Source organism: Streptococcus sobrinus DSM 20742 = ATCC 33478 (assembly GCF_000686605.1).
In the GTDB taxonomy this organism is placed as follows: domain Bacteria; phylum Bacillota; class Bacilli; order Lactobacillales; family Streptococcaceae; genus Streptococcus; species Streptococcus sobrinus.
Genome location: NZ_JMLC01000003.1, coordinates 20277 through 34500, shown reverse-complemented (window position 1 = coordinate 34500; position 14224 = coordinate 20277). Strand labels below are relative to the sequence as shown.

The following is a 14224-nucleotide window of genomic DNA, read 5'->3' as shown; positions in this document are numbered from 1 at the left end:
AATAAATAAGTACTTCCTAGAGTGGAAGTGCTCTTTGTTTTAGATTGCCTTTTTATCCTGTCCGAGGGCTCTTTGGATGGCCTTGACGATTTCAACCAAGACGACAATGAGGAGACTGGCAATAATGACAGCCAACCATTGAGTTGCATCAAGGTGGGAAACATGGAAGAGCTGGTTGAAGCCAGGAACCACAATGGTCACCATGAGGATTAGGAAGGCTACTGGGATAGCCCAGTTAAAGGTTCGGTTGCTAAATGGTTTAACTTTAAAGATAGACTGATAAACCGATTTAACATTAAAGGCATGAAGGAGTTGAATCAAGCCTAGGGTAGCAAAGGTCATGGTCAGGGCATCTTCGTGAACCATCTGGTTATTGCTATGTTCTGGGGACATGATGGCCCAGCCGTAGATACCAATTACTAGAGCAGTCTGCAAGAGGCCTTGATAAATAATGGCTTCAAAGACACCGCCATCAAAGAAGTTGGACTTGCGACCACGTGGCTTGTGGGTCATGACACCAGGCTCCGCTGGCTCAACACCCAGGGCGATGGCTGGCAGGGTATCGGTTACCAGATTAATCCACAAGAGGTGGACAGGTTGGAGAACACCCCAGCCAAAGAGGGTGGCAAAGAAAATGGTGAAGACTTCGGCCATATTGGCAGACAAGAGATATTGGATGGATTTTTGGATATTGGAGAAGACTTTACGTCCTTCTTCAACCGCCACGATAATGGTAGCGAAGTTATCATCGGCCAATACCATGTCGGAGGCCCCCTTAGAAACTTCCGTTCCGGTGATTCCCATACCGATACCGATGTCAGCAGTCTTGAGAGATGGGGCATCATTGACCCCGTCACCGGTCATAGCAACGACCTTGCCTTCATTTTGCCAAGCCTTGACGATGCGGACCTTGTGTTCAGGTGATACCCGAGCATAGACGGAGTATTTTTGGAAGACCTTTTGGAATTCCTCATCTGAGAGCTCATTGAGCTCAGCACCAGTCAGGACATGGTCTTGACCGTCTTCTTCAATAATTCCCAAACGTTTGGCAATGGCTTCTGCTGTGTCTTGGTGGTCACCGGTAATCATAATCGGACGAATCCCAGCTTCCTTGGCTACCGCAACCGCATGGGCGGCTTCTGGCCGTTCGGGGTCAATCATACCGACCAGACCAGAGAAGACCAAATCAGCTTCAACAACTTCAGATTCCATCTCTGGCAGGCTAGCTACTCGTTTGTAGGCCATCATCAGCACTCGCAGGGCCTGTTTGGCCAGGTCCTTATTGGTTGCTAGGATGGTCTGCTTATCGGCCTCTGTAATAGGACGAATCTGACCATTTTCCTCGATTTGCGTTACCCGTTTGAGCAGTTGGTCAGGGGCACCCTTAACAGCAACAAAGTAAGAAGAGTCCACTTCTTTATGGATGGTGGACATGAGCTTGCGGTCCGAGTCAAATGGTAACTCAGCCACACGAGGCTCGGTTTGCAGGACTTGACGGACATCAAAATTGTGGTCAAAACCAAATTGCACCAGGGCTGTTTCGGTTGGATCGCCAATCAACTTGCCTTGTGGGTCAATCTTGGTGTCATTGGCAAAGTTCATAATCCGCAGGGTGTTATTATCTGCGGCAATATCAGCTGCCGATGATTGCAATTGGCCGTTGGTATAAACTTTTTCAACGGTCATCTGATTCATGGTTAGGGTACCAGTCTTATCTGAGGCGATAATTTCTGTAGAACCCAGGGTTTCAACCGCTGGTAACTTCCGAACAATAGAATTGCGTTTAGCTAGGGTCGTTGTTCCCAGAGACAAGACAATGGTAACGATGGCTGGCAGACCTTCCGGAATTGCCGCAACCGCTAAGGCTACAGCTACCATCAGTCCATTAAGGGGTTCTTCACCTCGGACGAAAATGCCGACTAAGAAGGTCACCGCTGCAATGGCAACAATCAGATAGGTCAGGGCCTTAGACAGTTGGGTCAGGCTCTGCTTGAGTGGGGTTTCCGTTTCATCGGCATTGGCCAGCATGCCAGCAATCTTACCAACTTCGGTGTACATCCCTGTGTTGACCACGACACCAGACCCACGCCCGTAGGTCACATTGGAATTTTGGTAGGCCATATTGAGACGGTCACCAATTCCAGCATCTTCCGCTAGGTCAACTGTCAAATCCTTTTCAACTGGCACAGATTCCCCTGTCAGGGCAGCTTCTTCGATTTTCAGAGAGGCGGCTTCCAGCAATCGCATATCCGCTGGAACGACATCACCGGCTTCCAAGAGAACGACATCACCTGGAACTAACTCCTTGGAATCAATCTCAGTTACATGGCCGTCCCGACGAACACGAGCCAGGGGACTGGACATATCCTTGAGGGCCTCAATGGCCGCTTCAGCTTGTCCTTCTTGGTAAACCCCAAAGGCAGCATTGAGGATAACGACGGCTAAAATAATTAGGGCATCCGTCAGCCCATGCATCCCTTCGGTAATCACAGACAGGGCTGCTGCTACCAGAAGAATGATAATCATTAAATCCTTGAATTGGTCGATAAACTTGGCAAGTAGCCCTCGATTTTCGCCTTCTTCCAACTCATTTTTTCCATAGGCTTCCAGCCGACTTTGTGCCTGACTAGAAGTCAAGCCCTCCTTAGAGCTGTCAACTTCTTTTAGAACTTCGTCCCCTGTTTGAATATGATAGGGAAGTCTTTCTTGTTCTTTGTGCATAGATTTTCCTTTCTCCATTCCTCAATAACAATATTAGACAGGCCGACTTTTCCGATAAAAAAGAGACCTGTTTTCTAAAAAAACAAGTCTCGCTGTTTAAGTCAGTGCCGGAAATTTCTTTCGTAATGACGACAGTGACACGATTGCCCTTCCAAAATTAGGACCGCAAACGTCTGCTACTCCCTTGATATAGCAACTATTATACCAAATCTCTTACTACTTCTCAACACCTTGACCTGACGTTGGATTATAGATTCCTTCGGCCTCACGCTTTTCACCGAAGATATCTTCAACCCTACAACGGACATACTTGACACAAAGTCGGTTGTGGTAGGCATAAACTAAATGAAGCAGACTATCCTTAGTTTGATAAAGGGTTGGGTATTCGTACTGAGCATTGTTGGTCTTGTTTTCCTCACCAATATAGCCTTCAGCCTGTTCCAAGACACGTCCAATTGGCCAGGTTTGACCAAAATCCTCAGAGACAGAAACTGCGACTGGATTCCTCAAGCCAGGCCAAGAAACCTTTCCAAATTCGGGATGACTGGCTGAATTGACATTGTAGGATAGGGCAATTTCTCCAGTCTGCAGCTTAATGGCACTAATGCTGGCATTGTTATTTGGAAGGACTGATTTTTCAGGCACCGTCCAAGAATCACCAAAATCATGCGATTCACTAATATAAATATTGTCAGCAAAACGACTTCTCAGAAAAGCAACTAGGTGCCCCTCTTCAATTTCCACGATATTAGCATGCACTCGACCGTTACTTTCAGGCATCCGAACTCGTCGCCAGGTTTGACCTTGGTCATCGGAAACTCGAAATTCTGTCGGGTCATTGGTTAAACCTTCTGCAGAATCTTCACAAAGCCAAGTCGCAAAAATCCAGCGACCATTGCTCAAAATTTGAATGACCTGACGGGAGAAGGTTCCTTCTTCTGGGAATAATACTTCGGGCTCTCCCCAAGTAAGGCCCTCATCAGAAGACTTTTGCACCATGATAATGGAGGTAAACTGCATATTGTCCTTACCTTCTTGGCGACTGAGTTGTGAAGTATAAATCAGCCAAATTTGACCATCCGGTGCACGGAAGAAGGCCGGATTTTGCTCACTGCGATTTTTTCCTTTAGAGACGATGACAGCATCGGACCAGACTTGAGTTTCCGGATTCAATTTTGAAACTGCTATTGAAATATCCCCACTGCCTTCAAACAATCCAGCAAACCAGGCACAGAGCAAGCCGCCATCCTTTGTTTCAATTAAAGCTGGGACATGAGCAGTAGCTTTTCCACCTGTTGGAATCAAAGCAAAGTCAACATTTAAAAATTCATCGCGATAAACCACACCATTGGGGTCTGATACTCTGACACTTGGAAGTTTCACCATTTTGCCACCTCTTTATTTCTAGCTTTACTAACTGCAATTTATCCAGATAATTCTTTATTTTTTATGGTCAGCCAAACGGATAGCGTAGTCAATGGCATTTTCCAGACTTAGCTCACTAGCTGTCCATTCTCCCGCTGGGTCGAAAGCTGTGCCGTGGTCAACAGAGGCACGAATGATAGGCAAACCTAAGGTAATATTGACACCCTCAACTGCCTTCCAATCCCCCTTACTTTGGTCGTAAACAAAACCTAAGAGTTTCAAAGGAATATGGCCTTGGTCGTGATACATGGCAACAACAATATCGTACATTCCTCCATTTGCCTTTGAAAAGAGGGTATCAGGTGGTAGACTGCCTTCCGCATTGATACCTTCAGCTCGAGCTGATTCAACTGCAGGGTCAATCTCTTCGATTTCTTCTCGGCCAAAGAGACCATTTTCGCCGCAGTGAGGATTTAAACCAGCAACGGCAACTCGAGGGTTTTCAATTCCAAGATCCTTACAAGCCTGATTGGCAATCCGAATGACGTCAAGAACCCGTTCCTTGGTTGCTCGGTCGCAAGCTTCTCGCAAGGAAACGTGAGTCGAAACGTGAACAACCCGCAAATTGCCATCGGCCAACATCATGGTATATTTTTCTGTGTTGGTCAAGTCAGCATAAATTTCTGTATGACCCGCATAATGATGGCCTGCCGAGTTCATGGCTTCCTTGTTCAATGGATTAGTTACAGTAGCGTCAACTTCCTTAGCAAGGGCTAATTCAATGACCTTTTTGACATATTGGAAGGCAGCATCTCCGCCAACCTTAGAGACCTTACCGATTTCAAAGTTAGCCATATCAACGACACCAAGGTCAATCAAATCTACTGTTCCATAAGTATAGGCTCCTTGAGCTGGTTTGGAAATAACGTTAAGACTTAGGTTTAGTTCTGGATGTTTATTGAGATAATAGTCCACAACCGATAACTTTTTTAGGCATTTGTAAACTGTAATCTGTTAGCATTTTTTACTCCTTTGCTTCTTGATTTAAGGCTATAAAGAGGGATTCTTTACCGAAGCCTCCCGATTTAGTCAATACTTGATAAGGTTGGCCTTGCCAAACAATCTCTGAAAAAACAATTCCCGGTTCATACTCGACAATTGGCTTGACATCTGTGATTTTTAACACACCCATAGTCTGAAAAAGGGTATCACCACCAGTCAGCAATAAGGTCCTATCGGGAGCTTGAGTTAAAATCTGTTGGGTCAGATCGCCTAAGGTTTGACCTATATCCAAACGAATTTGCTCCGAGTTAAGCTTGCCAAGCCTAACCAACTCTTTAATCTCTTGAGAGATCTCTTCACTAAAGGTCTCAAAGATGAGCAACTGATTGCCAGGCTTAGTGAGAATATCCGAGAGAATATTCTTCCCTTCTTGACTTGTCCAATAGCCCTTATTAAACAACTGCTGAGAATTTAAGGAGACCCTCAAAGCTCCCTGTTTCTGTGCATAATCAACTTGATTTTTTGTAACCTCATTGACAGAACCACAAATAACAACCAAAGATTTAAGTCTTATCGACCTAGCCGATACAGTGGGCTTAAATAATAAGTGGCTGAGAATTTTAGCAAAGCCAGCACAACCGACGGTTACCAAAAGCAAGCCTTTTTCCTTCAAGACCATTCCGATAGCTTTTAAATCCTGATCCGTCTCAGCATCAAAGATATGGAAAGGATCTTGAGCAGCAAACTCGTCTCCCTGTTTTACTAATATTCCATCTAAGCCGGCTTCTCCTTTTAAACGTGTAAGGATATTGCTCTCCTTTACTGGTTCATAGGGATCCTCTGAAAAAATACTCTCAGAAACTGGTAAGCCATCAATATATAAAATCCCGTCCCGAACCACTCGGTTCATTTCTGGAATAGCGGGTAAGAAAGCAACATGATTACTAGCACTGGCATCTACCAGTGCTTTGATTTCACTTGGCACATTTCCCCGTAGGGCTGAATCAACCTTTTTGTAGATATTGGGGATATTTTTACGATGGGCAAATTCTACAAGCTTATGAATAAGGTCATAGGCAGCAGTATCCGAGACATGCCGAGTTTCTGTATCGACCACTAGTACTTCAAGATTTAAGGGAATTTTCACTTGCTCTAACTGAACTTGTGTTGTCACCAAAGTTTCGACACCTAGGTTTGAAAATTGGACTCCGGTATCTAAGGCACCTGTAAAATCATCGGCTAGAACCAATAATTTCACCATTGAACTTCACCTCCCTACTAGCCTTTATTATACTGTTTTAAAAAGGCTTGTGTAGGACGATAAAAAAATATATGGTTCCATATTGAAACTATGCATAAAAACTATTGAAGTATATCTAAAGTGATGTATAATGTTTTAAAATGAAACAGGAGGCTATGTATGATGCCAACTGTTAAAGTATTAGGAATCGCCCCTTATCGCGAACTCCAACAATCAATGTCGGAAGTCAGTAAGCAATTTCCTGATATCGAAATTGATACCTGTCTTGCTAACTTAGATAGCGCCAAGGAAATTGTCAAAAGTGTTAGTCCTCATCAATACGATGCCATTCTTTCACGAGGGGGGACGGCTGATCTTATCAAAGATATGATTAATATCCCTGTTATTGATGTTTCAATCTCTCTCTAGGACATCCTCAGTACCTTACAAATTGCTAAGAACTATTCAGATAATTACGCTATTATTGGTTTTCCAGGAGTAACAGAACCAGCCTACCTGATCTGTGATTTAATGCAATATAAGGTTCCAATTATCACAATTAATAGTATAGAAGAAGCCCAACAGGGACTTTCCAAAATGCAAAAAGATAATTACTCTTTAATTCTATGTGATGTCATTACTAATCAAATTGCCATTGAAAAATCTTTCAAGACGATATTGATTACCTCGGGCACCGAAAGTATTAAGCATGCCTTTAAAGAAGTCCTACAAATTACACATCTAATAGAAAATTCAAATCAGCAGACACAAATTTTAGAGCAAACTCTCACCAATCAATCAAATGCCTTATTGCTACTCAATGCTAACTTTAAACTTCACTATTCTAATATTGAGCAGGAACTCCAACAATCGGTGCTGGCCTTTTTAGCTAAAAAAACTCTTCTGCAAGATCACCAAATCTATTATCATTCTTTCAAAAGAGCACTTTATCGCTTGGCTATTTCCAATTTTACATCATCAGCTGGTTCCTACTATCTTGTTGAGGTAAAGTTATCAACACCTCCTTTAATCAATAATCAATTTGGTATCAAGTACCAGCATTTTGATGACATTAAACAAGATATTTCTCAACAACTAACCTTTACCACTTTCATTGAAGAAGAGAATAAGAAAAAAGCCAAACGATTGGATAATTATTTTCGCTCTCTCCTAATTTTTGGTGAAAGCGGAACTTCTAAGACGAGTTTGGCCCAATACTTATTTATTAAATTCCGATTATAATCGGAATTTAATAACAATAGACGCTAGTGTTTTTAACGATAAAACATGGAAATTTCTTACCAACCTCAATAACGGTCCACTAATTGAAATCGGTAATACGCTCCTCTTTCAAAATAGCGACCAAATGCCACTTGTCCAGTTAAATCGGTTGGTTAGTCTTATTCATGATAATAATTTTTCTCGCACCAACCGTATCATTTTCACCTACAATACCAACGGTCAAGATCCCAATCAAAAAATCTATCACAAAATTGTCAATACTTTGGATTGCACAAGTATCTATTGTCGTTCAATTGAAGAAAGAAAAAGTGAATTGGCGATGATTATTCCACTCTTTCTCAATCAAATCAACATCCAATGCAACACTTCAATTTTAGGATTCGAGCCTGATGCTCTCAAAGAAATGATTGACTTTAACTGGCCGGGAAATTTCTCTCAACTTTCTTCAATCATAAAAAAATTAGCCTTGGAGTCGAGCAGTTACTATATCACGCAGCAACAGGTTGTAGCTGCTTTAGAACTGGAACGAAAGGCTATGCAAACAAATTCTTATTATAAAAAGACTGAGCAACTAATAGCAGAGCACAAAAGTTTGTTTGAATATACACAAGATATCGTAAGAGAAGTCCTTGAACATAACCATGGCAACCAGACTAAAACGGCTAAACAGCTTGGTATCAGTCGAACTACTCTATGGCGATACTTAAAGTCGAAATAATTATGTCTTTGACCTGCTCCAAAAGTTAAGTCCAAATCTCTAAAGTCTTGGATGAATCCACTTATAGTAACTCCCCATAAACTCAAAAAAGCCAAGAACCAGTTGTCAATAATGGCTCTCAGCTCCAACTTATTTGCATTTTGTAAGAGGCCAAGGGAATTTTTGCTTCGGAGTCTGTCAAAAGATCATATCCCAAATGAAGCCGCCGTGCTTCTTTTTCAAAGACAAAACTTTTTGTCCGAGTTACTAAGCTTTGCACTCCCATAGAAGTAGGGATGGAAGCCAGATTGTCCTCATTTTTAACAAAATGCATAATGGATTTAGGTTGAGAAAAACGGGTCATCGTCAATTCCTGACTATTGAATTTGATAACCACCTTTTCATCATGATCATTTTGGTGAACCAAATAGTCATAATCCCCTTTACTGGTCCATTGACAATCATGGATTTCTTCAATGATTTCGGTATCATCTTCCATTTGAATAAGATTATAGATTTTAAGCTGCATAATCTGCCTCCAAAACATCAAATTTTTCGTCATCTCTAGACCGACTCAAAAACTAGGACAAGCCTGTCTTTTCGACTTATTATTCTACCAATTTCGGCAGAACTTGGCAATTTTTGCTATACTAAAATCATGAATGAAAAAATTTTTCGTGACCCTATTCACAATTATATATCTGTTACAGATCCAATCATTTACGACCTGATTAATACCAGCGAATTTCAGCGTCTGAGACGGATTAAACAGGTGGCAACAACTAGCTATACCTTCCATGGAGCTGAACACAGTCGCTTTTCCCACTGTCTGGGAGTCTATCATCTGGCCAATTCAGTGGTATCCTACTTTGAAAAGCACTATCCTGATGACTGGAATCAAGAGGACAGTCTTCTGACCATGGCAGCAGGTCTCCTGCATGATCTTGGCCACGGGGCCTATTCCCACACCTTTGAACGACTCTTTGGAACAGACCATGAAGCCGTTACTCAGGAGATTATCACCAATCCAGAAACTGAGGTCAATGCGGTCTTGCGACGAATTTCACCTGACTTCCCCGACAAGGTGGCCAGCGTTATCAACCATACCTATCCCAACAAGCAGGTAGAACAATTGATTTCCAGCCAAATTGACTGCGACCGTATGGACTACCTCCTGAGAGATGCTTATTATACAGGAGCCAGCTATGGACAATTTGATTTAACCCGTATCCTTAGTGTTATCCGTCCCTATGGTAATAGAATTGCCTTTACTATTAATGGAACGCATGCTATTGAAGACTATCTGGTCAGTCGCTACCAGATGTATATGCAGGTTTATTTCCATCCAGCCAGTCGGGCCATGGAGGTCCTCCTACAAAATCTGCTCAAGCGGGCCAAGGTCCTCTATCCCGATCAAAAGGTCTACTTTGAGAAAACCTCACCCTGCCTGATTCCTTTTTTTGAAAAGAACTACAGTCTGCAGGACTATCTGCGTTTGGATGATGGGGTCATGAATACTTATTTTCAAAGCTGGATGACCTCAGAAGATGCCATCCTGGCTGATTTGGCCAATCGCTTTATCAATCGTAGACTCTTTAAATCAGTGATTCTGACCAACCAAAGTCAAACACCACTGGCAGACCTGAGGAAGCTAGTCGCTGCCATTGGTTACGACCCTGACTACTACACCGCTGAACACAAGAATTTCGACCTGCCCTATGATATTTATCGGCCGGAAAAAGAGAATCCCCGAACTCAGATTGAGCTTTTGCAAAAAGATGGCAGTCTCAAGGAACTCAGTCAAGAATCTGACCTCGTCAAAGCTTTGACTGGAACGGTTCACGGAGATAGGCGTTTCTATTTCCCAGCTGAAATGCTGGCGACTGACGACCTTTTTGCTAGAGAAAAGGAGGTCTTCCTCAGCCACATCAAGAATGATGTCCTGCAGTAGTGGAAATTTCTATTCCTAAAATTTTCCTGACCTACTTCATAACCTGATATCAGCCCAGTACTTGAGAACTTTGTATTAACCTAGTATCCCAGCTGACAAATAGCCTAATTTTTAGTAAAATAATAGGGATGTATGAGCCCTCAAGCCCTTGCCACTGAGTGCTTGGGCTTTTACTTTTACTCATTGAAAATCAAAACAATTTGATGACAAGGCAAATCTAAGATTTAGAAAATCTTGATTTGCAACGGTAGTCACCATTGTGGTCTACCTATGTCATTCACTAACTCTAACCAAACAGTAAAATCGACTGTCTGGTTTTCGTGTCGCAGCGTTAACTCGCTTTGCCGTACCTACTGAGTGAGGAAAGTAAATCTTTCTCAGTTTTCCACTTCAAAAGGTCTCCCAGACCTTTTGAGCTACCAGCAGCCCAGTCAGTTAACTGGTGACACACGGATAACGTAATCGATAACACTACTTCATCCGTGTTAGTAAGGGAGCTAGGTAATCGCTATAGAGATTACCGTTAGATATTTACCACTTTAGTGGTTGGTGTCTTTGCTCCATCTTATTTTCGATTTTCATCGAGTAGTAATAAAAACTGGAGAAAAAAACCATGTCAATCAAACTTGTTGCTATCGACATTGATGGCACGCTAGTCAACAGTGACCGCCAAATCACGCCCGAGGTCTATCAAGCCATCCAGGAGGCTAAGGCTGTCGGTGTCAAGATCGTCATCACAACAGGTCGCCCTATCGCTGGTGTCCAAGCTCTCTTAGAAGAGCTAGGCCTAAACGAGCCTGACAATTATGTCATTACCTTCAATGGGGCTCTGGTTCAAGAGACGGCTAGCAGCCAGGAAGTCATCAAGGATGCCCTTTCTTACGATGACTACCTAGACATTGAGCTTCTAGCAACTAAGTTAGGGGTTCACTCCCACGCCATCACCAAGGACGGCATCTACACCAGCAACCGTAACATCGGGCACTACACGGTCCACGAAGCTACCCTGGTCAGCATGCCAATTTTCTATCGGACACCTGAGGAAAATCGCGATAGGGAATTCGTCAAGACCATGTATATTGATGAACCTGAAATTCTGGATGCGGCCATTGCTAAAATTCCTCAAGAATTTTATGGCCGTTTTACCATCGTAAAATCTCGGCCCTTCTACCTAGAACTGACCAATAAAACTTCCAGCAAGGGGACTGCAGTCCTTCATTTGGCTGAAAAATTGGGCATTGCTGTCGAAGAAACCATGGCTATCGGCGATGAAGAAAATGACCGGACCATGCTAGAGGTTGTCGGCCATCCGATTGTCATGGAAAATGGGAATCCAGAATTGAAAAAAATTGCCGAACACATTACCAAATCGAATGATGACTCCGGTGTCGCTTATGCCATTAGAAAGTGGGTTTTAGATTAATGTTTACTTATAAAGTGGGAATTTCTGCCCAAGAACATGACCAATTTGCCAAGGCCAGCAACCAAACCAATTTGCTCCAAAGCTCCAACTGGGCTCAGGTCAAAGATAATTGGGACAATGAACGCCTAGGCTTCTACCAGGATGACAAATTAGTCGCTTCTGCTTCTATACTGATTAAACGCCTACCTCTGGGAATGACCATGCTCTATGTCCCTCGCGGACCAATTATGGACTACCAAAACCAAGAGGTTGTTGACTATGTCATTAAATCCCTAAAAAAATACGGTAAGTCCAAGCACGCCCTCTTTATCAAATTTGATCCAGCCCTCCTGCTCAAGGCCTATAAAATTGGCGAGGAAGTTGAGGAAAATTCTAAAACACTAGCTGTTCTCGAAAACCTCAAAAAGGCTGGGGCCCAGTGGACTGGTCGCACCATGGAGATCGCTGAAAGTATCCAACCACGTTTTCAAGCCAATGTCTACACCCAAGAAGACATGCTTTCAACCTTCCCTAAGCACACCAAACGGCTGATGAAAGATGCCCAGAAACGGGGTGTTATTACCAGCCGAGGAACTATCGATGATGTCCAAGCCTTCGCAGATGTCGTGGCTCTGACAGAAAATCGTAAGGGTGTTGCCCTGCGTAATTATGATTACTTCAAGAAGATGATGACCATCTATGGTGATGATGCCTATCTGCACCTGGCCAAGGTCAATCTGCCTAAACGCCTAGCCGAATACAAGGAGCAACTGGCTCAGATTGAAAAGGATTTATCGGAAACAGCCGAAAATCAAAAGAAACGGCTGACCAAGCTGACCCAACAAAAAAATTCTGTTCAAAAATATATTAGCGAATTTGAAGAATATGTTGGCAAGTATGACGATGAGCTGATTATCGCTGGTATCCTGTCCGTTCGTTTCGGCAATGTCATGGAAATGCTCTATGCCGGCATGAATGATGAATTTAAGAAATTCTATCCCCAATATTCCCTCTATCCAAAAGTCTTTGATGATGCCTATGCTGATGGTATTATCTGGGCCAATATGGGTGGTGTTGAAGGAACCTTAGATGATGGCCTGACCAAGTTCAAGTCCAACTTCAATCCAACCATTGAGGAATTTATCGGGGAATTTAACATCCCAGTCAGCTTCCTCTACAAACCAGCTATGTACGCTTACAACAAACGTAAACAAGCAAGGAGTAACCACGAATGAGCTTTGAAATTTTAAGCAAGAAGGTCTTCGAGACCTTCAGCCAAAAGGTAGCTTATAAGTCCTTTATGCAGTCAAGCCAGATGGCTGAGCTCTTTAAAAAACGGGGCTATAGCATTGCCTACGTTGGTCTCAGAGCCGATGGAGATCTGCAGGTGGCTGCCCTAGTCTACTCTATGCCTATGACTGGTGGTCTCCATATGGAAATCAATTCGGGTCCCTTCTCAACAGACACAAAGTACCTGAGCGACTTCTACCGTGGCTTGCAGGATTATGCTAAAAATGAAGGGGCTCTAGAGCTGCTGGTTAAGCCCTACGATACCTACCAAACCTTTGACAGCGATGGTAATCCGATTGATGACGAACGCCCAGAGCTGATTAAGACCTTGACCGACTTGGGCTTTGTTCACGATGGCCTGCAAACCGGTTATCCTGGGGGTGAGCCTGACTGGCATTATGTCAAGGATATGCGGGAGATTACTGCCGATAACCTCATGAAATCCTTGAGTAAGAAGGGCCGACCTCTGGTTAAGAAATCCAAAACCTTTGGAACCAAGCTGAAAAAATTGAGCCGAGAAGAGCTAGCGCTGTTCAAGGAAATCACGTCTTCTACTTCTGACCGAAGGGATTATACCGACAAGGACCTGGAATACTACCAAGCCTTCTTTGACAGCTGGGGCGACCAGGCAGAATTTATGATTGCCAGTCTTAACTTTCAAGATTACGCTGATCATCTGAAAGATAGTCAGACCAAACTTCAAGCCAAACTAGACAAACTCGCCCAGACCCACGCCAAAAATCTTGAATCTTCCAAATACCTAAGGCAAAAAAAAGAACTGGACCAACAAGTCGCTACCTTTGATAAACGCCTAGAGGAAGCGCAGGAGCTGCTTGATCACCATGGTCATCAAGATGTGATTCTAGCTGGCAGTCTCTTTGTCTATACCAAACAGGAAGCTATTTACCTCTTCTCAGGCTCCTATACCGAATTCAATAAATTCTATGCCCCTGCCCTCCTGCAGGAGCATGTCATGCTGGAAGCCATCAAGCGTGGCATCCCCAGCTATAACTTTTTAGGAATCGAAGGTATCTTCGATGGCTCTGACGGCGTTCTACGTTTCAAACAAAACTTCAACGGTTACATCACCCGTAAGATGGGAACCTTTCGCTACTACCCAAGTCCCCTCAAATTCAAAGCCCTCAAGGGCATTAAGAAAGTATTGGGACGCTAGTAAACAAAAAGGCTGAGAGTTTTGAATTTCTCTCAGTCTTTTTTAGTTCAAAAATTTTTGACAAGAGCATCAAATCCTTTGATTAAAAAATCGAAATTTTCCTAGAAAATTCATCTCATGACAAATTTAGACCGTTTCAC

At 43.1% G+C, this 14224-nt stretch carries 10 protein-coding genes and 1 pseudogene; 6 read left to right on the top strand and 5 right to left on the bottom strand.

Annotated elements, in window-relative coordinates; all coding sequences use genetic code 11:
* Positions 1-39: 39 nt before the first annotated feature.
* The 4 genes from BS63_RS0102085 to BS63_RS0102070 all read right to left on the bottom strand — a co-directional run bounded on the left by BS63_RS0102085 (position 40) and on the right by BS63_RS0102070 (position 6349).
* Positions 40-2721, bottom strand: coding sequence for a cation-translocating P-type ATPase (locus tag BS63_RS0102085; RefSeq protein ID WP_028798411.1), 2682 nt, complete (start codon positions 2719-2721; stop codon positions 40-42).
* Between the two features lie 216 nt (positions 2722-2937).
* Complete coding sequence (locus BS63_RS0102080; protein ID WP_002961354.1) at positions 2938-4107, bottom strand: sialidase family protein; 1170 nt, start codon at positions 4105-4107, stop codon at positions 2938-2940.
* Between the two features lie 54 nt (positions 4108-4161).
* Positions 4162-5097: a 4-hydroxythreonine-4-phosphate dehydrogenase PdxA gene (pdxA, locus tag BS63_RS0102075; RefSeq protein ID WP_231910500.1), complete on the bottom strand. Its 936-nt coding sequence runs from the start codon at positions 5095-5097 to the stop codon at positions 4162-4164.
* Between the two features lie 13 nt (positions 5098-5110).
* Positions 5111-6349, bottom strand: a complete 1239-nt coding sequence (locus tag BS63_RS0102070; RefSeq protein ID WP_028798410.1) for a four-carbon acid sugar kinase family protein — start codon at positions 6347-6349, stop codon at positions 5111-5113.
* A gap of 159 nt (positions 6350-6508) precedes the next feature.
* Here BS63_RS0102070 and BS63_RS0102060 point away from each other — a divergent pair.
* Together BS63_RS0102060 and BS63_RS0102055 are read left to right on the top strand one after the other, a co-directional pair.
* Positions 6509-7570: pseudogene (locus tag BS63_RS0102060) on the top strand (PrpR N-terminal domain-containing protein).
* Between the two features lie 124 nt (positions 7571-7694).
* Positions 7695-8288 (top strand): helix-turn-helix domain-containing protein, encoded by a 594-nt coding sequence (locus BS63_RS0102055; RefSeq protein WP_019772599.1) that lies wholly within the window; start codon positions 7695-7697, stop codon positions 8286-8288.
* 118 nt (positions 8289-8406) lie between these two features.
* On the opposite strand, the gene BS63_RS0102050 is transcribed toward BS63_RS0102055, so the two are convergent.
* A complete protein-coding gene (locus BS63_RS0102050) occupies positions 8407-8796 on the bottom strand; it encodes a YwiB family protein (RefSeq protein ID WP_002961446.1) in 390 nt (129 codons plus the stop codon).
* Positions 8797-8925: 129 nt separating this feature from the next.
* On the opposite strand from BS63_RS0102050, the gene BS63_RS0102045 reads away from it, so the two are divergent.
* From BS63_RS0102045 to BS63_RS0102030, 4 genes are all read left to right on the top strand, one after another.
* Positions 8926-10218 (top strand): HD domain-containing protein, encoded by a 1293-nt coding sequence (locus BS63_RS0102045; RefSeq protein WP_019768804.1) that lies wholly within the window; start codon positions 8926-8928, stop codon positions 10216-10218.
* A 613-nt stretch (positions 10219-10831) separates the two neighbouring features.
* A complete protein-coding gene (gene yidA, locus BS63_RS0102040; RefSeq protein ID WP_002962978.1) occupies positions 10832-11641 on the top strand; it encodes a sugar-phosphatase in 810 nt (269 codons plus the stop codon).
* Complete coding sequence (locus BS63_RS0102035; protein ID WP_002962976.1) at positions 11641-12855, top strand: aminoacyltransferase; 1215 nt, start codon at positions 11641-11643, stop codon at positions 12853-12855. The genes yidA and BS63_RS0102035 overlap by 1 nt, the downstream gene beginning before the upstream one ends.
* Positions 12852-14084 (top strand): aminoacyltransferase, encoded by a 1233-nt coding sequence (locus tag BS63_RS0102030; RefSeq protein WP_002962973.1) that lies wholly within the window; start codon positions 12852-12854, stop codon positions 14082-14084. Before BS63_RS0102035 ends, BS63_RS0102030 begins: the two co-directional genes overlap by 4 nt.
* The last annotated feature ends 140 nt before the right edge of the window (positions 14085-14224 follow it).

Coding starts and splice junctions, on each gene's coding strand:
- BS63_RS0102085 (WP_028798411.1), bottom strand. CDS start 2,721: ATGCACAAAGAACAAGAAAGACTTCCCTATCATATTCAAACAGGGGAC.
- BS63_RS0102080 (WP_002961354.1), bottom strand. CDS start 4,107: ATGGTGAAACTTCCAAGTGTCAGAGTATCAGACCCCAATGGTGTGGTT.
- BS63_RS0102070 (WP_028798410.1), bottom strand. CDS start 6,349: ATGGTGAAATTATTGGTTCTAGCCGATGATTTTACAGGTGCCTTAGAT.
- BS63_RS0102055 (WP_019772599.1), top strand. CDS start 7,695: ATGCCACTTGTCCAGTTAAATCGGTTGGTTAGTCTTATTCATGATAAT.
- BS63_RS0102050 (WP_002961446.1), bottom strand. CDS start 8,796: ATGCAGCTTAAAATCTATAATCTTATTCAAATGGAAGATGATACCGAA.
- BS63_RS0102045 (WP_019768804.1), top strand. CDS start 8,926: ATGAATGAAAAAATTTTTCGTGACCCTATTCACAATTATATATCTGTT.
- yidA (WP_002962978.1), top strand. CDS start 10,832: ATGTCAATCAAACTTGTTGCTATCGACATTGATGGCACGCTAGTCAAC.
- BS63_RS0102035 (WP_002962976.1), top strand. CDS start 11,641: ATGTTTACTTATAAAGTGGGAATTTCTGCCCAAGAACATGACCAATTT.
- BS63_RS0102030 (WP_002962973.1), top strand. CDS start 12,852: ATGAGCTTTGAAATTTTAAGCAAGAAGGTCTTCGAGACCTTCAGCCAA.